General features: G+C 61.0%; 17 protein-coding genes. 15 read left to right on the plus strand and 2 right to left on the minus strand.

Annotation, left to right across the window (positions count from 1 at the left end):
- The first annotated feature begins 4 nt into the window (after positions 1-4).
- From MJ639_RS06920 to MJ639_RS06955, 8 genes are all read left to right on the plus strand, one after another.
- Positions 5-1,450 carry a chemotaxis protein CheW gene (locus MJ639_RS06920; RefSeq protein ID WP_243369607.1) on the plus strand — a complete coding sequence of 482 codons (1,446 nt, stop codon included), beginning with the start codon at positions 5-7 and terminating at the stop codon, positions 1,448-1,450.
- Entirely contained in the window at positions 1,447-2,547 is a 1,101-nt protein-coding gene (cheB, locus tag MJ639_RS06925; RefSeq protein WP_243369609.1) for a chemotaxis-specific protein-glutamate methyltransferase CheB, read from the plus strand. The genes MJ639_RS06920 and cheB overlap by 4 nt, the downstream gene beginning before the upstream one ends.
- Positions 2,544-3,392: a CheR family methyltransferase gene (locus tag MJ639_RS06930; protein WP_243369611.1), complete on the plus strand. Its 849-nt coding sequence runs from the start codon at positions 2,544-2,546 to the stop codon at positions 3,390-3,392. The genes cheB and MJ639_RS06930 overlap by 4 nt, the downstream gene beginning before the upstream one ends.
- Positions 3,385-5,370, plus strand: a complete 1,986-nt coding sequence (locus MJ639_RS06935) for a chemotaxis protein CheA (protein ID WP_243369613.1) — start codon at positions 3,385-3,387, stop codon at positions 5,368-5,370. Before MJ639_RS06930 ends, MJ639_RS06935 begins: the two co-directional genes overlap by 8 nt.
- Positions 5,367-5,636 carry a hypothetical protein gene (locus MJ639_RS06940; protein WP_243369615.1) on the plus strand — a complete coding sequence of 90 codons (270 nt, stop codon included), beginning with the start codon at positions 5,367-5,369 and terminating at the stop codon, positions 5,634-5,636. The genes MJ639_RS06935 and MJ639_RS06940 overlap by 4 nt, the downstream gene beginning before the upstream one ends.
- A gap of 103 nt (positions 5,637-5,739) precedes the next feature.
- Entirely contained in the window at positions 5,740-6,123 is a 384-nt protein-coding gene (locus MJ639_RS06945) for a response regulator transcription factor (protein ID WP_243369617.1), read from the plus strand.
- Positions 6,124-6,128: 5 nt separating this feature from the next.
- Complete coding sequence (locus MJ639_RS06950) at positions 6,129-6,764, plus strand: chemotaxis protein CheX (RefSeq protein ID WP_243369751.1); 636 nt, start codon at positions 6,129-6,131, stop codon at positions 6,762-6,764.
- A 43-nt stretch (positions 6,765-6,807) separates the two neighbouring features.
- Positions 6,808-9,618 carry a PAS domain S-box protein gene (locus MJ639_RS06955; RefSeq protein ID WP_243369619.1) on the plus strand — a complete coding sequence of 937 codons (2,811 nt, stop codon included), beginning with the start codon at positions 6,808-6,810 and terminating at the stop codon, positions 9,616-9,618.
- On the opposite strand, the gene MJ639_RS06960 is transcribed toward MJ639_RS06955, so the two are convergent.
- Positions 9,602-10,165 carry a GNAT family N-acetyltransferase gene (locus MJ639_RS06960; RefSeq protein WP_243369621.1) on the minus strand — a complete coding sequence of 188 codons (564 nt, stop codon included), beginning with the start codon at positions 10,163-10,165 and terminating at the stop codon, positions 9,602-9,604. The two genes, MJ639_RS06955 and MJ639_RS06960, sit on opposite strands and share 17 nt — an antisense overlap.
- A 51-nt stretch (positions 10,166-10,216) precedes the next feature.
- On the minus strand, positions 10,217-11,710 hold the full coding sequence (locus MJ639_RS06965) for a M81 family metallopeptidase (RefSeq protein ID WP_243369623.1): 1,494 nt from the start codon (positions 11,708-11,710) through the stop codon (positions 10,217-10,219).
- A 114-nt stretch (positions 11,711-11,824) separates the two neighbouring features.
- Here MJ639_RS06965 and MJ639_RS06970 point away from each other — a divergent pair, with 114 nt between their 5' ends.
- The 7 genes from MJ639_RS06970 to MJ639_RS07000 all read left to right on the plus strand — a co-directional run bounded on the left by MJ639_RS06970 (position 11,825) and on the right by MJ639_RS07000 (position 18,999).
- Positions 11,825-12,475 (plus strand): helix-turn-helix domain-containing protein, encoded by a 651-nt coding sequence (locus tag MJ639_RS06970; RefSeq protein WP_243369625.1) that lies wholly within the window; start codon positions 11,825-11,827, stop codon positions 12,473-12,475.
- Positions 12,472-13,236: a class II aldolase/adducin family protein gene (locus MJ639_RS06975; protein WP_243369627.1), complete on the plus strand. Its 765-nt coding sequence runs from the start codon at positions 12,472-12,474 to the stop codon at positions 13,234-13,236. Before MJ639_RS06970 ends, MJ639_RS06975 begins: the two co-directional genes overlap by 4 nt.
- Positions 13,237-13,372: 136 nt before the next feature.
- A complete protein-coding gene (locus tag MJ639_RS06980) occupies positions 13,373-14,980 on the plus strand; it encodes an ABC transporter substrate-binding protein (protein ID WP_243369629.1) in 1,608 nt (535 codons plus the stop codon).
- 63 nt (positions 14,981-15,043) lie between these two features.
- Positions 15,044-15,985, plus strand: a complete 942-nt coding sequence (locus MJ639_RS06985) for an ABC transporter permease (protein WP_243369631.1) — start codon at positions 15,044-15,046, stop codon at positions 15,983-15,985.
- A gap of 44 nt (positions 15,986-16,029) precedes the next feature.
- Complete coding sequence (locus MJ639_RS06990; RefSeq protein ID WP_243369633.1) at positions 16,030-16,944, plus strand: ABC transporter permease; 915 nt, start codon at positions 16,030-16,032, stop codon at positions 16,942-16,944.
- Positions 16,941-17,987 (plus strand): ABC transporter ATP-binding protein, encoded by a 1,047-nt coding sequence (locus MJ639_RS06995; RefSeq protein WP_243369635.1) that lies wholly within the window; start codon positions 16,941-16,943, stop codon positions 17,985-17,987. The genes MJ639_RS06990 and MJ639_RS06995 overlap by 4 nt, the downstream gene beginning before the upstream one ends.
- Positions 17,980-18,999: an ABC transporter ATP-binding protein gene (locus tag MJ639_RS07000; RefSeq protein ID WP_243369637.1), complete on the plus strand. Its 1,020-nt coding sequence runs from the start codon at positions 17,980-17,982 to the stop codon at positions 18,997-18,999. The genes MJ639_RS06995 and MJ639_RS07000 overlap by 8 nt, the downstream gene beginning before the upstream one ends.
- The last annotated feature ends 42 nt before the right edge of the window (positions 19,000-19,041 follow it).

Below are 19,041 nucleotides of genomic sequence, written 5' to 3' on the forward strand. Positions count from 1 at the left end.
GATCGTGACCGAAGCGGCCGTTTCGGACGTCGCGGAATCGTTTCTGACTATCGAGGTCGGAGGCGAGCGTTTCGCCTTGCCCGCATCACAGGTCGCCGAGGTCATCCGTCCCCCCGCCGTGACACGCGTGCCGCTCGGCCCGGCAAGCCTGCTCGGTGTAGCCAATCTGCGTGGGGCGGTGATGCCTGTGGTGTCATTGCAAAACCTGCTGGGGCGCCAGCAAACCCCATCCGCGACCTCGCGCGTCGTCGTGATAGACCGCGGCGCGCCCGTTGGTCTTGTCATCGACAGGGTCACATCACTCGGGACCTCGGTGAGCGATACGCAGAGTGACAGCGGGCAGATGCGTGCTCTCGATCTCGATGCGTTATTGGCGAAGGCTTTCGGAAGCCTCACGCGCCGGGCGCAGGGACGGCAGGTTGCCGCTCCCCGCATCGCTCGCGAGGAGGTGACGGAGCAGGACAAGGTCGCACTCGTCTGCTTCGAAGTGGCCAGCCAGGATTTCGCGCTGCCGCTGGCCTCGGTTCACGAGGTGGTGGCTCTTTCCGAAAATTTCATGATCGTGCCGCAGACGGAAAACGTCATGCTGGGCGTGATGTCGCTTCGCAGTGTGATGCTGCCGCTGATCTCCCTTCGCGCTCTGCTCGGCTTGCGTGCCGCAAGCCGCGATGGTGGCCGGGCGCGGGTCGTGGTGGCGCGGATCGGCGAGCAGCTTGTCGGTCTTGCGGTCGATGCCATGAAGGAGATTCTGCGCATTCCTTCCACCATGATCGGTCCCGTACCGGCGATCCTCACCCGGGGAAATGCGGAGACGCAGATCCAGGGGATCTGCCAGCTCGAAGGCGGGCAGCGCTTGGTCTCAGTTTTGTCAACGGACCATCTGTTTCGCGATCAGGCTCTCATCGAGCAGATTTCATCCCGAACCGAGACGAGCGAAGACATGGGCGCAACTGACCTATCCTCCCATGGTGATGAGCAATTCATCGTTTTTCAGTTGGGCGGCGAGGAATACGGTCTGCCCATCGAAGCCGTCGATGAGGTCATACGCGTGCCGGATACGCTGACGCGGGTTCCCAAGGCTCCCGTCTTCATCGAGGGCGTCATGAATCTGCGCGGCCGCGTCGTTCCGGTCATCGATCAGCGACAGCGGTTCAAGGTCGAAGGACAGGGGGAGAGGCGGCGGGAGCGCATCGTGGTGGTCAGGATCGATCATCTGCAAGCAGGCTTCATCGTCGATGCCGTGTCGGAAGTCCTCAAGATCCCTCAGGATCAACTTCGCCCCACACCGGATCTGGCTGCGGAAGGAAGCCAGGTCATCGACCGGATCGCGAATATCGAGGTCGAAGGAAGAATGATCCTCCTCATCAATCCGCGCGACTTGCTGGACCGGGCGGAGAAGGATCTGCTCGCTGCGATGAGCGAGAACCAGCCGGAGCGACCCTCTTCGTGATCCGGCTGCTGATCGTCGACGATTCCCCTTTGATGCGACGCCTTCTCGGCGCTGTCTTCACGGCGGAAGGAGATTTCGAGATCGCTTTCGCGCGCAACGGCGTGGAAGCGCTGGAGCAACTGCGCACTTTCAAGCCGGATGTGATCACGCTTGATGTAAACATGCCGGAAATGGACGGCCTGGCCTGTCTCGACCGCATCATGTTGGAAAATCCGTGTCCCGTGGTGATGGTGTCGTCCCTCACTGAGGCGGGCGCGGGTGTTACGCTTGAGGCCATCGAGCTTGGGGCTGTCGATTTCATCACGAAGCCAGACCGTGCGGTTTCCCTTGAAATGGAAACGCTTGCTCCGCAGCTTATCGAGAAAGTCCGCGCCGCATCGCAAGCGCGCCTACCCAGCAGCCTCAGGCTCGCCGAACGAGTGCGGTTGCGCAGCGGTCTGGAACAGCGTGCGCCAGTCATGACGACGCGACGACGCATGCCGATATCAACCGGACGCCGTCAGATCAAAGCAGCTTCCGCGAATGGTCTCGTCCTGATCGGCGCATCGACGGGAGGCCCGCCTGCTCTGGATGCCCTGCTGTCCCGGTTGCCATCCGATTTTCCATGGCCGGTTCTGGTGGCGCAGCACATGCCGGGTTCGTTCACTGGCCCACTGGCGCGCCGACTCGACAAATTGTGCGCTCTCACGGTCACAGAAACGACCTTTCCGATGCCGCTTTCTCCCGGCTACGTCTATATCGGCAAGGGCGATGCGGACATCATCGTCAGCATGCGTCCTGACGGGCCTGTGGTCATGGCTGCGCCGTCACTGCCGGAGCATCGCTGGCATCCGAGCGTCGACCGCATGGTCGACAGCGCCATGCAGCATTTTGCGCCTGCGCGGCTTGTCGGCGTGCTGATGACGGGAATGGGCAGCGATGGCGCGGAGGCGATGACGCGTCTGAAGGAGCAGGGCGGACGCACGATTGCCGAGTCTGAGGAAAGCGCCGTCGTGTGGGGCATGCCCGGCGAACTCGTCCGCCGCAGCGGCGCCGAGATGGTTGCGCCGCTGGAGCAGATCGCGGATCGCATCATGGATATGGTGGAGCGGTCATGAGCAAGGCCCATGTGCTCAGCGCCGACGACATCCGCCGTCTTTGTGCATTTCTCTACACGCGCACTGGCATGATCTTCGGCGAAAGCAAGCGGTACTATATCGAGCGGCGCATCGCCGACCGCATGTTCGCGACCGGGACCCGCACCTTTCCGGCCTATTTCGCGCATATCGAAGCCGACGCGAGCGAAGTCGAGCACCTGATCAACATCTTCACGGTCAATGAAACCTATTTCTACCGCGAAGAGCATCAGCTGCACTGTCTCAGCCGCTCCCTTCTGCCGAACATTGTTAAGGACAGACGGCCTGGAGATCTCGTCCGCATCTGGTCGGTGCCGTGCTCGACGGGAGAAGAGCCTTATTCCATCGCCATCTGGCTCCTGGAAAACTGGCCGCTGGTGGATGCCTATCACATCGAAATCGTGGGCTCCGATATCGATACTCAGGTTCTCATGGCAGCTCAGGCCGGAGACTACGATGAGCGCGCCGTGTCACGCCTGCCGCGCGATGTCGTGGAGCGATACTTCGATCCGCTTCGCGATGGGCACCGCACGTTGATCCAGGACCTGCGGGAGTCGGTGCGCTTCACCGCAGCCAATATCGTCGATGCGGAATCCGTTGCGGCGCAGGGCGGTTTCGACATCATTTTCTGCCGCAACGTCCTGATCTATTTCGACGACGCGTCGCGCCTTCTCGCCGCGAACAATCTCTACGATGCTTTGCATCCAGGGGGGTACATCTGCCTCGGTCATACCGAGTCGATGGCGCGCATCTCGAAGCGTTTCGAGCTGTGCCGCTTCGAGGACGCAATCGTCTATCGGCGTCCGGAGGATGAGCGTCGTGGATGATCTTCTCCAACATTTCATCGTCGAAGCACGCGAGCTGACACAGCAGGCCACGGATGACCTCCTGGCGCTGGAGCGCGATCCCGATCAGGCCGCGTCGATGGACAGCGCCTTTCGGGCCGTTCACACCCTCAAGGGATCTGTGGGCCTGTTCGACTTCGCGCCCATGGGGCTCGCTCTCCATGCTGCCGAGGATCTTCTTGGGGCTCTCAAGGAAAGACGGGTCAGAACTGACAACATCGTCATCGATACCCTCCTCGAATGCATCGGCCAGACGGAACGCTGGGTCGGCGCCATCGAAAGGATGGGACAACTTCCGCCGGATGCTGCGGAGGAGGGCTACCGTCTGGCGCGTGTTCTGCGCGAGCAAGCTGACGACGGATCATCCGCGACAAGCCAGACAGACCCACAGGTCGATCTGTCCTGGGCTGAGGAATTGGTCCAGAGTATCGATCCGGCAGTTGTGAAGGGCTCTGCGAAACATCTTGTGGCTATTCGATATACGCCGCGCGCCGATTGCTTTTTTGCTGGCGACGATCCGGTCGCGCTGCTCCGCGCGGTTCCGGATCTTATGGCTGTCCACCTCTTTAATCGCGATCCATGGCCGCCTGCGACAGAGATCGATCCGTTCGCCTGCAATCTCAAGATCGAGGCGATCTCGGGTGCCGGCCTCGATGCGGTGAAAGCGGTCTTCCGCTTCGTGCCGGATCAGGTGGCGATTCATGAAATTGCGCAAAGTTCAGGACGTTCCGCTCATGTGGCAGCGGCTAATCATGGCGAGCACCGTGGAGGCGATGCTGTCGGCGGACCACGGATGCTGCGCGTTGATGCCACGCGGATCGATCGTATGGCCGATCTCGTAGGCGAGATGGTTGTGGCCAAGAATGCTTTGGCGCATTTGGCAGGCCAAGCCAAGGATGGGATGGACGCGAAATCCCTGTCACAGGGTCTGCTCGCGAGCCAGGCTGCCATTGATCGTCTCGTGGTGGAGATGCACAGGGCCGTGATGGATGTTCGCATGATGCCCATGCGGGATCTCTTCCGACGCTTTCCGCGCGCGGTGCGCGATATCGCCGGTCAGTTGGGAAAGAGTGTCGACCTTTCCATCGAGGGGGAGGAGGTCGAAGCGGATAAGGCAGTCGTGGAGGGGCTGTTCGAGCCCCTGCTGCATGTGCTGCGCAATGCCATCGATCATGGCGCCGAACCGGAGCAGGCACGGCTGAATTCCGGCAAGCCGTCACGGACCCGGATTTTGCTTCGAGCGCAGCGAGAGGGCGAGCGCGTGGTGGTCGACGTGCAGGATGATGGACGCGGAATCGATGCGACTGCTGTCAGACGCGTAGCACGCGAGCGTGCACTCATGCCGGAGGATGAGCTCGCGCGAATGAGCGATGCCGATGCCGTCGAGCTCATCTTCGCTCCAGGCTTCTCCACAGCCTCCGCGGTCACCGATCTGTCGGGCCGAGGCGTCGGCATGGATGCGGTCCGCAGCGCAGTCGAGAAATTGGGCGGGCAGGCCAGTGTACACACTCTCACGGGTCAGGGTACGACCATCCGTCTGTCCCTGCCGCTCACTCTTGTCATGGCGCGGGTAATGGCCGTCAGAATCGGCGGCGAGCTTTACGGCATTCCCCTCGATGGAGTGGTGGAAACGGCTTTCATTCCTGCCGCGCGAGTCATTCCCGTCCGGGATGCGGAAGCCTTCGTCCTGCGCGATCGGACGTTACCGCTGGTAAGACTCGCCGATTTGCTGGAGATCCCACGGCCGCTGGAATTGTCTCAACAAGGACTGAAGGTCGTCATCATGGCAGTGGGCGACGATCTCGTCGGAATCGCGGTCGATGGCTTTGCCGAGAGGATGGATGTTCTGATGCGGCCCATGTCCGGAATCCTGGCCGGGATGCCCGGCGTCATGGGCACCACATTGCTCGGCGATGGCAGCGTCCTCATGATTCTCGATATTCCGGAGCTGATCGGATGAGCGTGCGCCTGGAAGGTCCTATCATCATTTTGGAGGGGGTATGCCGGGTCGAAGACGCGGAGCCCCTGCTGCGTTGGCTCCAGGCGGATCCGGGCCGCACCGTCGACCTGTCGGGCGCCGACCATCTTCATGCTTCCGTTCTGCAGGTTTTGATGGCCTTGCGGCCCGCCTTGAAGGGGAGCCCCAGGGACCCGTTCATCCGTGACTGGGTCGTCTCGGCCCTGGCCGATCCCCGCTTGATCGGCATGGCTCCCCAGAGGGCCTGATGGTTGTCATTCTTCCAACTTACTCTAGAAGAAAAAGTATCGCTTTTCCCCACCATATCGTTCCGGTCGTTCCGGGCAGCCTGGATTCTGACGGAGTACCTAAGTGACGATAACCGTTCTGATCGTCGATGACAGCAAGCTGGCTCGTATTGTCGCGGCTAAGGCCCTCGCGGCGCTCCAGCCGGAATGGGAGAAGGTGGAAGCCGGCAATGCGGAGGAGGCGCTCAGCAACCTGACCGCGCGCAAGATCGACGTCGCCATGATCGACTTCAACATGCCCGACAAGGATGGCCTTCAGCTTGCCGCCGAGATCCGGGAGAGCCATCCGACGATGCCGATTGCCGTGATCACGGCCAATATCCAGGACGAGGTGATCGCACGCGCCCGCGAGGTCAACGCCACCTTCGTCAGCAAGCCCCTGACGGAGGAGGGACTGCGAGGTTTCATCTCGGGAGCTGCCCTGCGCCTGAGGACAGGTGGCGCGTGACGATCATGGCTGGAGATATCGCCCTTTCCGAACTCGAACGGGACGCTCTAACGGAGCTCGTGAATATCGGCGTCAGCCGGGCTGCATCGAGCTTGCGCAAGATGATCGGTGAGGAAGTTCTTCTCTCCGTTCCGTCCATCGAGATCATGGCCCCGCACAACGCCGCCCGCTTGATCGGCGAACGTGAGACCGATGAACTCGTCGCCATCCAGCAGCAATTCGAAGGCGCGTTTTCCGGACGCGCTCTGCTCATTTTTCCCCGCGTCACCAGCATCGACCTCGTTCGCGCCATTATGGGCGCGGATGTTCCCCCCGATCAGATCGAGGAGATGGAGCAGGAGGCTTTGGCTGAGACGGGCAACGTGATCCTGAACGGCTGCCTCGCGACCATGGCGAACATGCTGAAGCGTTCGCTTAACATCTCCCTGCCGGAGGTGGTCAGGGGCGATGGGGGCCGTTTATTCACGCTCACGCCGACGCCTACGGATGACGGCCTTGTGCTCTTTTTGTACATCAATTTCTCGGTGCGCAACAAAGACATCCGAGGCTACATCGCCATGCTCATGGATCTGCCTTCGCTTGCCGCTTTAAGAGAGCTCATTGCAGGTTTTATCGACAGGGTGATCGGAGACGAGGCTTAGAGATGGCTTCCGAAACCGTCGTCACAAAGGTGGTTCTGCTGGTATGATGGCCGGTGCTCTTCCCCATGAGACGGTCGACATGACGATCCAGGCCGCGCTGGAGGAACTGCGACGCATCGCAGGCCCCATCTTTTCGGCTCTGGAGCGCTCGGGCCTGTCGATGCTGGCAACGAATCCGCGGCTGCCCGACAATCCGATCGTCTTCGTGAACGAAGCGTTCTGCCGCACGACGGGTTATTCAGCCGAGGAAGCCGTCGGCCGCAATTGCCGTTTCCTGCAAGCGCCCGAGGTCGCCGAAGAATCGCTTCGGCAGATCCGCGAGGCTGTGAGGGATGGGCGTGCGGTATCAGCAGAGCTTTTGAACAGGCGAAAGGATGGAAGCCGCTTTTGGAACCATATCTTCATCACGCCCGTCAGCAGTGCGACTGGTGAACTGCTCTTCTTCCTTGCGACCCAGGTCGACGCCACGCAGACGCACCATGCCGAGCAGGTGCAGGAGGCACTCAAGGAAAGCCAGAGGGAGCTCGATCAGACCAACGAGCGCCTGCGGCAGACTCTGACTGTTGCCGGAACCGGCGGAGCCTGGGATTGGGACATTCCTCTCCAGCGGTTCACGGCGGATGCTCGCTTTGCCGCGCTCCATGGCCTCAACTCGATGGAAGTCGCGAAAGGCTTGCCGGCCGAGGCCTTCTTCAAGGCCATCCACCCGGAGGATCGCGCAAAGGTTCGCCTTGCTGTCGCAGGTATCCTCAATGGAGCGGAAATCTTCTCGAAAGAGTATCGGCTTCTGTCTTCCGATGGCACCGTACGCTGGGTCCACGCCCGTGGACGGGGTCATTTCGCTGTCGACGACAAACCAATCCGTTTTACCGGCGTGGTTCTCGATATCACGGAGCAGAAGCATATCGAGGAGCGTCTGCGGATCGCCCAGAGCGCGGGTGGCGTCGGAACGTTCGAATATATCGATGGCTTCGCAACGTTGAGCGTTTCGGAAGAATTCTGTCGCCTGCTCGGACTTCATCCGACCAATGCTTTGCCAATCCGCACCATCAACGCGCTGACTCTCGCAGGCGATCCCCCTCTCGTCGAGGAGAGCGCGGCTTCGGAAGGTGCGTCCTATGCCGAATGCCGGATTCATCGGGCGGACAATAAGGAGCTGCGCTGGCTCGCACGCAGAGGCGAGTACGTCCGCGATACGGAAACGGCGGGCCTGCGCTTCATCGGCGTCATTTATGACATCACGGCTGCGAAACAGTCCGAGGAAAGACTGCGCGAGCTCAATGAACGGCTCGAGAGCCGCGTCGTCGAGCGGACCGCCGAACTTGCGGAAAGCGAGCGGCGTTTCCGGGCAATCTTCAACACCACGTTCCAGCTTGTGGCGCTTGGCACGCTGGACGGCACGATTTTGGTCGTCAACAACGCTGCTGTGAAGGCCGCGGGAGGCGCGCTGGATCACGTTGCCGGCATGAAGATGTGGGATGCTCCGTGGTGGCGGCATTCTCTCTTCGAAATTCAAAGAGTGCAGGAAGGAGTCGCGCGCGTCGCTGCCGGCGAATCCGTCCGCTATGAATCGGAGCTCGTGCTGCCGGGCGGAAACCGCACCTTCGATTTCTCCATGAAGCCCGTTCTGGACGAGGCGGGAAAACCTATCTTCCTCGTGGCGGAAGGGCATGACATCACCGATCTCAAGCAGGCCGAGGCCGCCCTGCGGCAGGCGCAGAAGATGGAGGCCGTGGGCCAGCTCACGGGTGGCATCGCGCATGACTTCAACAATCTTCTGACCGGCATCGTCGGCTCGCTCGATCTTCTGAAGACGCGCATGGCGCAAGGCCGCGTCGAGCATCTCGAACGTTATCTGAACGCGGCGACATCATCGGCGAACCGGGCTGCCGCCCTTACGCACCGGCTGCTGGCTTTTGCGCGGCGCCAGCCGCTCGATCCGAGACCCGTCGATACCAATCAACTGATCACGTCGATGGAGGATCTCCTCCGGCGTACGCTCTCCGAGGCCATCGAGCTGGAGATCACCACATCGGACGATCTGCCATTGACCTTGTGCGATCCCAACCAGCTCGAGAGCGCCATCCTCAATCTGGCGATCAATGCCCGCGACGCCATGCCTGAAGGTGGCAAGCTCGTGATCGAGACAGGGATCTCGCATCTCGACAGCGCCTACGCAGCGGGGCAGCGGGATCTCATGCCCGGCCATTACGTGACGATCAGCGTCTCCGACACCGGAACCGGCATGCCGGCGGATGTTCTGGCGCAGGTTTTCAATCCCTTCTTCACGACCAAGCCCATCGGCGAGGGAACGGGCCTCGGCCTTTCCATGGTCTATGGTTTCACCAAGCAGTCGGAAGGGCATGTCCGCATCGACAGTCAGGTCGGCAAGGGAACGACGGTCAGGCTGTATCTGCCGGCTTATGAGGGCGAGCTAACGGAAGCCATTGCCGTGGAGGGCCTCAGCGAAGCGCATCGGGCGGGGGAGGGTGAAACCGTTCTCGTGGTGGAGGACGAACCCGTCGTCCGCTCGCTGATCTTGGAAGTTCTCGCCGATCTAGGCTACCAGGCTCTCGCCGCCGTGGACGGCCCGTCCGGCCTCAAGGTTCTCGAGTCGAAACAGCGCGTCGACCTGCTCGTGACGGATGTCGGGCTGCCGGGATTGAACGGCCGCCAGCTCGCCGATCATGCGCGGCTGATCAGACCCGATCTCAAGGTGCTCTTCATCACCGGCTATGCCGAACAGGCAGCCATGGCCACCGGCTTCCTGGCGCCTGGCATGCAGATGATCACGAAGCCCTTCGCCATTGATGATCTGGCTGTTCGGATCCGCGAGATCATCGAGCGGGATTGACCGGGTTCTTGATGCGATAAACCACATGGCGAACCAGGGGATGGTTCTGCGGAAACAGGAAGTGATCGAAGTCGTCTGCGGGGTCTCGAATCATGCCGATCTTGTCCATCACGCGCCGTGAGGCCTCGTTGGCGACGGTCGTGTATGCGACGACCTCCGGGACGTTCAGGCGCTCGAACGCATCGTCGATCGCCGCTCGTGCCGCTTCCGGTGCATAGCCTCGCCCCCAGAATTTCTTGTCGATGCGCCATCCGATCTCGATGGCCGGTGCAAAGTGCAATTGCGGCCGCGTCGGCCAGCATCCCACGAAACCGATGAACGCCGCCTCGTCCGGCACCTCGATTGCCCAGGGGCCGATGCCCGCGCTCTTCGTGAAATCCGTCAGGCGGTGAACAAGATCGTCGCTCTCCTCCGGTGTCGGGCATTTCGGAAAATAGCGCGCGACTTCCGGGTCCGTGTTGATCGCACGAAAGGCTTCCATGTCACCGTCGCGCCAGCGGCGCAGAATGAGGCGCTTGGTTCGAAGACTGTCGGGCTGCGGCGTCATGGTGGTCCTTCATTCGATCTTGGTTGAAGAAAATCCCGGCGCTTATGAGGCTCAGGCGGCCGTTGTCTCTTGTCCTTCGTGCGGATCGACGAAGGGATTTTCAACGAAAGGCCAGAGTGGGCGCGTGATATTCTTGTAAGGCAGCTTTCGCACGTCCCGCACCAATGCCCCCTCCGCGTCGAGGTAAAGCACCTCCTTCGCGATGGGTGCATAAGCTGCATAGAAATGCTGCGTCGATTTCAGCAGGATGATTTTCTTGGCGAGAACGTCGATGCCGAGCTGAGTGAAGACATCCGGGCCATAAACTTGCGTCCGAACGGTGTTGAGCACGATGTCGATCCCGCCCTCGGCCTCGACGCGTACGGCTTGGCCCACATGCGCCCGCAGGCCGTCCAGGCCCGTCTGCCAGAGATCGGATTGGCAGTCGCGGACGGTGACGCGCAGATCGATGGGATCGCCGGACATGGGGCCGCATTTGCCGCCAAAGCGGAGATCGAGCACGCTTCCAGGGCCGGCCTCCATGCAGATTCTGACGGCTCCGATATCCCAATAGCATCCGGCCGCCACATCGGTGATCCCGCGTTCCAGAATCCGTCGCAGCGCGAAGGTGCTGTCGCTGGGCGCGCCGCCACCTGCATTGTCGGCGGTATCGGCGAGCACATAGGGGCCACCTTCACCGGCCAGCACTCGGTCGAGGGCGCCATCGACGCTGCAATACTCTTCTCCAATGCGGTTGCGCATATCCCAGACCGCTCGGCCCAGTTCCTGCGCAATGTTTCGGGCAAGCGCAGGGTCGCCATCCGTGACCGCGAGCGTCTTCGCGCCGATCCGGGCCGTGTCGCCGTAAGGAAATCCATGCGCGAAGGAGGCGGAGAGCACACCGGGACGCTGCTCCATTTCGAGCATTTTCCGCACGAGCTGCCGAACAGGCGGCTGGCTCGTGCGCCAGAAACCCAACATCCGGCAATCGTGGAGCGCCATGGTGGGCCGGAGAAGACCGCGCTTGGTGTCGCGGCAGATGCCGTAAAGCTCCTCGGCCCGCTCGGCGACGTCCGTGTGCGGATACTCCTTGAATAAAACGATTGCGTCGGCAAACGCGAGCAGGTGTTCCGACAGATGGCAATGAAGGTCGATCTCGGCACCGATCACCGCCTCGGGGCCGGCCACTTCCCTGACACGTTTCAGAATATCGCTTTCGCAATCGTCATAGCCGTCCGCCATCATGGCCCCGTGGAGGAACAGCAAAACGAGGTCTACCGGACCGGCTTTCTTCAAATCGCGAAGAATCTCGTCGCGCAGATCCTCATAGACCTTTCGAACCGTGGGGCCGCCCGGCTGTGCGAAGGCGATGAGGCTTTGGACCACCTCGTGGCCATCGGCCTCTCCAAGGGACTGCCATGTCTTGTTGGCGATATTGATGAAGGTCTCTGGCTCATTCCGCAGGTCGCCGCGAAAGAGGGCCGTTTCCTCGAACGCTCGCAACCCGGTGGGCAGCGGGGAGAAGGAGTTGGTTTCCGTTCCCAGGGTCGCAACGAAGATCTTCATGCCAAGCTGTCCTTGCCACCGGTATTCCCAATCTGACACTAATTTTCCGATTGGCAACTTTTTTCTTGTTAGAGAAGAAAATTGGTGCCAGCATGAATGTGAAAGGAATTTCGCGTGTCAGAGCAGAAGCCCAAGCTTAGTGAAATCCTGCGCTCCCTGCGCCGCCAAAGAGGCTGGACGCTGCAACAGGTGAGCGAGCGGTGCGGACTGCCTGTCTCCACTCTCTCCAAGGTCGAGAACGATCAGCTCACCTTGAGCTACGACAAGCTCATGACATTGGCCGATGGTCTCGAGGTGGACGTCGCCGAGCTGTTCTCACAGCCGGCGCGCGACTCGGCACAGCTCACGGCCGGTCGTCCCACCGGCCGGCGGAGCCTGACGATGCCGGGGGAGGGCAGGGCCTTCGAGAGCGACAATTACGTCGATCACTATCTTTGCGCCGATCTGCGCTCGAAGCTGATGACGCCTGCGATCTCACGCATCAAGGCGCGCAGCATCGAGGAGTTCGGTCCTCTGGTCCGTCACCAGAGCGAAGAATTCGTCTATGTGATCTCGGGCACCGTGGAGGTTCATACGGAATTCTATGAGCCTTTCGTGATGCCTGAAGGAGCCTCCGTTTATCTCGATAGCACGATGGGTCACGCCTACGTCTCGGTGGGAGATGAGGACGCGTGGGTTCTGGTCGTGGTCTGCAACACGCATCCGGGTGCGCCTGAGGGACGCCCTGAACCCGCAGCGCCTGCTCTTGAGGAGATATCTTCGTGACCTCTCTATCTTCCGTATCAGACACCGAGGCGCCGCTGAGCGAAGCCGAGGAGTGGGAGATCCGCTGCGATCTTGCGGCGACCTTCCGCATCTTCGCGCGCAACGCCTGGAATGAGCAGATCGGCAATCATCATAGTATGATGCTGCCCGGAACGACGCAGTTCCTCATCAATCCGCGCGGTATGCTTTATCGGGAGATTCGCGCGAGCGACCTGATTGTTTGCGATCTGGCGGGCAACAAGGTGCGTGGCAAGGGAGAAGTGCGGCGCATTGCGTTCAATATTCACGCGGAGATCCACAAGCTGCATCCGCAGGCGGCCTGCGTGCTTCATGTCCATCCGCCCTATCTCACGGCCTTCTCCCTGATAAAGGGCGGGCGCTTCGCGCTGGCGCATCAGAACAATCTCTTCCTGAATCCCCGCACCGCCTATGACGACGGCCACCACGGCATCCAGTTCGGTCCCAGTGAGGGGCAGCGCATTGCCGAAGCGCTCGGCGACAAGAGCATTCTCATCATGGCGGGCCACGGCGTCACGATCGTCGGACCGCGCATCAGCGACGCTTTCGACGAGCTCTACATGGCCGAGCGCACCTGCATGTATCAGATGCTCGCCATGCAGACGGGCCAACCGCTGCTCCAGCAGGACAGCAGCATGCAGCTGAACTGGCCCGGCGCTTTCGGTGACTACCTCGACTCGCGGATGCATCTCGACGCCTGGCGCCGTGTTCTCGACCGCGAGGAACCAGACTACGCGACCTAAAAAGGCCGTAGGGGCAAGAAGGGCCGCAGGGGCAAACCTGGGCTCATTACAAAAAACGAGAGAGCTCCAACCCGACCGCCAAGAGTCGGGCTTCCAACAAAAGGCGAGCCAGAAACAACAATGTCAGAGGGACGACATGAGCAAGCGATTGGATTTCGGCTTTTCTCGGCGGGCAATCGCCGCCGCAACGATAGGGATAGGGCTCGGCATTGCAGGACCAGGCCTGGCCGCAGATGAGACCACACTCAAGGCGGTGATGTTCACCGACCTTGCGATCACGGATCCTACCTTCACGGCATCGACCATCACGAGCAATTTCGGCTTCATGGTCTATGACACGCTCTTCGCCCTCGACAGCAAGGGCGAGCCGAAGCCGCAGATGGTCGACAAGTTCGAGAAGAGCGCCGACGGCCTCACATGGACCTTCACCTTGCGCGACGGTCTCAAATGGCATGATGGAACGCCTGTCACCGCCGATGATGCCGTCGCTTCGATCAAGCGCTGGGCCAAGGTCGACTCGCTAGGCAAGGCCCTCATGGGTGCCACGACCAGCTTCGAGCCGGTCGATCAGAAGACGTTCAAGCTCGTCTTGAGCAAGCCGTTCCCGCTCGTTCTCGAAGCCTTCGCCAAGACCTCGGCTTATACGCCCTTCATCTATCAGAAATCTTTCGCCGAGACCGCGCCTTCGCAGGCGAAGACCAAGGTCGTCGGATCAGGCCCCTTCATCTTCCTCGATGAGGAATGGCGACCGGGCAACAAGGTCGTGTTCCGCAAGAACCCGAATTACGTGCCGCGTTCCGATCCGCAGGACGGTCTCGCGGGCGCCAAGGTTCCGAAGGTCGACAAGGTCGAGTGGATCACGATCTCCGATCCGAACACGGCCATCGCGGCCCTTCAGAACGGGGAGATTCATTATCTCGACAACCCGCTGATGGATCTCGTGCCGATGCTCGAGAAGGATCCCGATCTGAAGGTGCTGCGCATCGATCCGATGGGCCAGAGCGGCATGATCCGCCCCAACCACATGCAGAAGCCCTTCAGCGATCCGAAGGCTCGCCTCGGCCTTGCGAAGCTCGTCGATCAGGCGATGCTCGGCGCGGCAGGCGGCGTTCCGCAGAACTACTTCACCGCGTGCTATTCGTTCCTCGGTTGCGGCACCCCGCTCTCGACGGAACGCGGTGCGGACGGCTTCAAGAAGCAGAACGTGGCCGAGGCCAAGGAGCTTTTTGCGAGCGCCGGATACAAGGGCGAGAAGATCGTCGTACTGCAGCCCACCGACGTTCCGGTTCTGAGCAATCCGACCGAGGCCTTGGTTCAGGCCATGCGTTCAGCCGGGCTCAATGTCGAAGCGCAGGCCATGGATTGGGGCACTCTGACGTCCCGCCGCACCAACAAGGGGCCGGTTGGGGAGGGTGGCTGGAGCCTGTTCCTCACCACGGGCTTCACGAGCGGTTTCGGCTCGCCGCTGACCCATACCTATCTGCAATCTTCCTGCGAGGTGGGAACGGCAGCAGGTTGGCCGTGCGACAAGGAGCTGCAGGGCATCATCGATCAGTTCCAGACGGCAGCCACGCGCGATGAGCAGAAGCAGCTGGCCGACAAGCTGAACGAGGTCGCCTACAAGGTCCTGCCTTACGTACCCTATGGCCAGATGCCTGTGCTTGCTGCCTATCGCAATGAGCTCAAGGGTGTTCAGGCATCCGGGATCGGCGTCTTCTACGGCATTTCCATCGCCAAAGAGTAAGTCGTCTCACGTGACAGGGAGGGTTTTTGCTCTCCCTGTCACCTAAAGGGTCAGGATGCTTCCATGTTCGGCTATGTCGTCACACGCATTCTGTCGGCCGTACCCGTCATGGCCGTCGTGGCAACGATCGTCTTCCTCCTGCTCCATCTGACGCCGGGAGATCCCGCGACGATTATTGCAGGCGAGCAGGCGACGGCCGCCGAGATCGAACGGATCCGCACCTCTCTCGGTCTCGACCGGCCATTGCTGCAGCAATTCGTGGGCTGGCTTCTTCGAATTCTCAGCGGCGATCTCGGCACTTCGATTTATTCAGGCAAGCCCGTCACGGAGCTGATCCTGCAGCGCCTGGAGCCGACCGTGTCGCTCGCGCTCCTGACATTGTCGATCGCCATCGTCATTGCCGTGCCGACAGGCGTGATCGCGGCGTGGAAGGAAGGAACCTGGGTCGATTGGACCCTGATGTTCCTCGCCATCGTGTTCTTCTCGATGCCGATCTTCATCACCGGCTACATCCTTATCTACAATTTCTCCGTCCAATGGCGGATGCTGCCGGTTCAGGGCTATCGCAGTCTCTCGGACGGAATCGGGCCTTTTCTCTCCCACATGATCCTGCCGGCGATCAGCCTCGGTCTGGTCTATGCTTCTCTCCTTGCGCGCATGAGCCGGTCCGCCATGCTGGAAGTCCTGCATCAGGACTACATCCGCACGGCGCGCGCCAAAGGGCTCGGCACGAGCAAGGTGCTTTTTCTCCATGCCTTGAAGAATGCAGCCGTGCCGATCATCACGACCATCGGCATCGGCCTGATCTTGCTCATCAGCGGCGTGGTGGTGGTCGAGAGCGTCTTTGCCATTCCCGGCATCGGGCGTTTGACCGTCGACGCCATCCTGCGGCGTGACTATCCCATCATTCAAGGCGTCATTCTGTTCTTCTCGTTCGTCTACGTGATCATCAATCTTCTCATCGATCTCACGTATCGCCTTGTCGACCCGCGGATCAAATATTGATCCCGGCCAATGCATCTTCATGAGGTCCGGACGGAGGCGATAGGATGAGCAGCACAAGGATCATGATCTCGAGCGATCCGGTTCCGGCGCAGGCATCGGCCGCCGCATCACGGGGCAGGAAGATCGCGCGCTGGATGCTGCGCAATCCCCGCATCGCCTTCGGTGCGGCGCTGTTCGGAATCATCCTCCTGCTGACGCTCCTGGCTCCTCTTCTATCGCCCTATGACCCGTTGCAGATGAATCCCATGAACCGGCTGAAGCCGCCCTCAAGCGAGCATCTTCTCGGAACAGACGCCCTCGGCCGCGACGTGTTCACGAGAACCCTCTATGGCGGAAGGGCATCGCTGATGGTTGGCTTCAGCGTGGCGATTGCAGCCACGTTCATCGGTCTTTGTATTGGCCTAGTGAGTGGCTATTTCCGTGCGGTGGACAATGTCCTCATGCTTGTCATGAGCGGATTGATGTCGATTCCCGGAATCCTTCTTGCCATTGCCATGACGACGCTCTCGAAAGCGAGCGTCACGACGGTCATTCTCGCCATCGTGGTCCCTGAGGTGCCACGCACGGCCCGCCTCGTCAGGTCGATCGTTCTCACGATCCGGGAGCAACCCTATGTGGATGCCGCCATCGTCACCGGATCGTCGGTTCCGCGCATCCTGTTTCGCCACATCCTGCCGAACACGGCTGCGCCGCTCACGGTGCAGGCAACCTTCATCTGCGCCTCGGCTATCATCGTTGAGGCCTATTTGAGCTTCCTGGGCGCAGGCACGCCGCCGGAAGTGCCGAGTTGGGGCAACCTCATCGCGGAAGCGCGCAATTTCATTCGCCTGGCCTTCTGGATCCTGCTCTATCCCGGTCTTCTGCTCGGTCTCACCGTGCTTTCGGTCAATCTTCTCGGAGACGGTCTGCGGGATCTCCTCGATCCGCGCCTCGCCCGCCAGATGAAAGCGCGCTCATGATTCCGTCATCTCCAACATTACCGTTGTCGGAGCCGGATACCGTTCTCGAGGTGCGGGACCTTCAAGTCCAGTTCGAAACCATCGATGGCGTTGCGCCGGTGCTCGAAGGTTTGTCCTACAAGCTCCATGCAGGAGAAACGCTCGCCATCGTCGGCGAGAGCGGGTGCGGAAAGACGATTGGCGCTCTATCGCTTCTCCGTCTCGCGCCAAGTCCGCCGGCGCGGATCACCGGCGGCGCGATCCTCTTAAATGGACGCGATATCCTGACGCTGCCTGAAGAGGACATGCGGGGCATCCGCGGCAATGACATCGCGATGATTTTCCAGGAGCCGATGACGGCCCTGAATCCTGTTCTGACCATCGGCCATCAGATTGTCGAACCGCTCATGCTGCACAAGCGTCTCAGCCGCGCCGCCGCGTGGGAGCGCGCGGTCGAGATGCTGCGGTTGGTAGAAATCCCGGAGCCCGAGCGGCGCGTAAAGGAATATCCGCACCAGCTCTCCGGCGGTATGCGGCAGCGGGCGATGATCGCCATGGCTCTGGCCTGCGGGCCGAAGGTTCTTGTGGCGGACGAGCCGACGACGGCGCTCGACGTAACCATCCAAGCGCAGATTCTGGCGCTGATGGCCGATCTCAAGCGCCGCATCGGAACCGCCATCCTCTTGATCACGCATGATCTCGCCGTTGTCGCTCAAACTGCCGACCGCGTCGTTGTCATGTATGCCGGTCGTGTGGTGGAGGACGCCTCCGTCTTCGAGCTTTTCGAAAACCCGCGTCATCCCTATACGCGGGGCCTGCTGGCTTCCATCCCGAAGCTTTCCGATGGGAATGAGCGTCAGAAGCTGGAAGGCATTCCAGGATCCGTTCCGCCCGTAGGGGCCCGGCCGCCGGGATGCACGTTCGCACCCCGATGCACACTGGCAATCGATGCATGCCGTCAATCGGTTCCTGCGCTCGATTCTGTCAGCCCGACCCACAAGGTCGCGTGCTGGGCGGTCATGGATAAGACATCCAAGAAAGAATTGGAGCGGGCCATTGTCTGAACTCTCATCGTCGCCGCCACTCCTTCAGGTCGATGACCTGATCGTGCGATACCCTGTGAAGAAGGGGCTTCTTCAACCGCGCAAGCATGTACATGCGGTCAACGGCGTATCCTTCACGGTTCGACGCGGGGAGACGCTTGCGCTCGTCGGCGAAAGTGGATGCGGGAAGACCACGGTCGGTCGTTCCATCATGCGCCTCGTGCGCCCCAGCTCCGGCGCGATCCGTGTCGATGGCATCGATGTCGCTTCTCTCTCGCGAAGGCAGCTCAAGCCGTATCGCCGCAAGATCCAGATGGTCTTTCAGGACCCCTATGCCTCATTGAATCCGCGTATGACGGCAGGTGAGATCATCGGTGAACCTCTCGGCAATTTCGGCATCGCCCATGGTGCAGACCGCGAGAGTCGGATCATGAGCCTTCTCGAACGTGTGGGGCTGGGCCGGTCCCATTTTCATCGCTATCCGCATGAGTTCTCAGGCGGGCAGCGGCAGCGTCTCGGCATCGCGCGTGCCCTGGCTGTCGAGCCGTCTCTCATCGTCGGCGACGAGCCGCTTTCCGCACTCGATGTGTCCGTGCAGGCTCAGATCGTCAATCTTCTGGACCACCTGCAGCAGGAATTCGGGCTCTCTTACCTGTTCATTGCTCACGATCTCGCGGTCGTGCAGCAGATCAGCCACCGCGTCGCCGTGATGTATCTCGGGCGCATCGTTGAGATCGGCGAGACGGCGGATATTTTCCGCGCTCCAATCCATCCTTATACGCAGGCGCTTCTCGCTGCCGTCCCACTGCCCGATCCGAGGAAGAGACGGACCATTGAGCCTCTACGCGGCGAGGTTCCAAGCCCGATTTCGCCTCCCTCGGGATGCGCCTTCCATCCCAGGTGCCCTCTTGCCGAAGATCGATGCCGGCGCGAGGTTCCGCGCGCTCAGGAGTTCCAAGCCGGACATTTCGCAGCATGCCACGTAATGGCGCGTAATAACCAATATGCAGCTTTGCAGCCCGTCACAGCATAGTGAGGGGCTACCCGCCTTTTCGATCCTATAAGAAGTATACAA

Source organism: Microvirga solisilvae (genome assembly GCF_022808595.1).
Classification (GTDB): Bacteria; Pseudomonadota; Alphaproteobacteria; order Rhizobiales; family Beijerinckiaceae; genus Microvirga; species Microvirga solisilvae.

What these genes read in the sequence shown, in the direction of transcription:
- MJ639_RS06930 (WP_243369611.1), top strand. Translation starts at nt 2,544, where the DNA reads ATGAGCAAGGCCCATGTGCTCAGCGCCGACGACATCCGCCGTCTTTGT.
- MJ639_RS06940 (WP_243369615.1), top strand. Translation starts at nt 5,367, where the DNA reads ATGAGCGTGCGCCTGGAAGGTCCTATCATCATTTTGGAGGGGGTATGC.
- MJ639_RS06950 (WP_243369751.1), top strand. Translation starts at nt 6,129, where the DNA reads ATGGCTGGAGATATCGCCCTTTCCGAACTCGAACGGGACGCTCTAACG.
- MJ639_RS06955 (WP_243369619.1), top strand. Translation starts at nt 6,808, where the DNA reads ATGATGGCCGGTGCTCTTCCCCATGAGACGGTCGACATGACGATCCAG.
- MJ639_RS06960 (WP_243369621.1), bottom strand. Translation starts at nt 10,165, where the DNA reads ATGACGCCGCAGCCCGACAGTCTTCGAACCAAGCGCCTCATTCTGCGC.
- MJ639_RS06965 (WP_243369623.1), bottom strand. Translation starts at nt 11,710, where the DNA reads ATGAAGATCTTCGTTGCGACCCTGGGAACGGAAACCAACTCCTTCTCC.
- MJ639_RS06980 (WP_243369629.1), top strand. Translation starts at nt 13,373, where the DNA reads ATGAGCAAGCGATTGGATTTCGGCTTTTCTCGGCGGGCAATCGCCGCC.
- MJ639_RS06985 (WP_243369631.1), top strand. Translation starts at nt 15,044, where the DNA reads ATGTTCGGCTATGTCGTCACACGCATTCTGTCGGCCGTACCCGTCATG.
- MJ639_RS06990 (WP_243369633.1), top strand. Translation starts at nt 16,030, where the DNA reads ATGAGCAGCACAAGGATCATGATCTCGAGCGATCCGGTTCCGGCGCAG.
- MJ639_RS06995 (WP_243369635.1), top strand. Translation starts at nt 16,941, where the DNA reads ATGATTCCGTCATCTCCAACATTACCGTTGTCGGAGCCGGATACCGTT.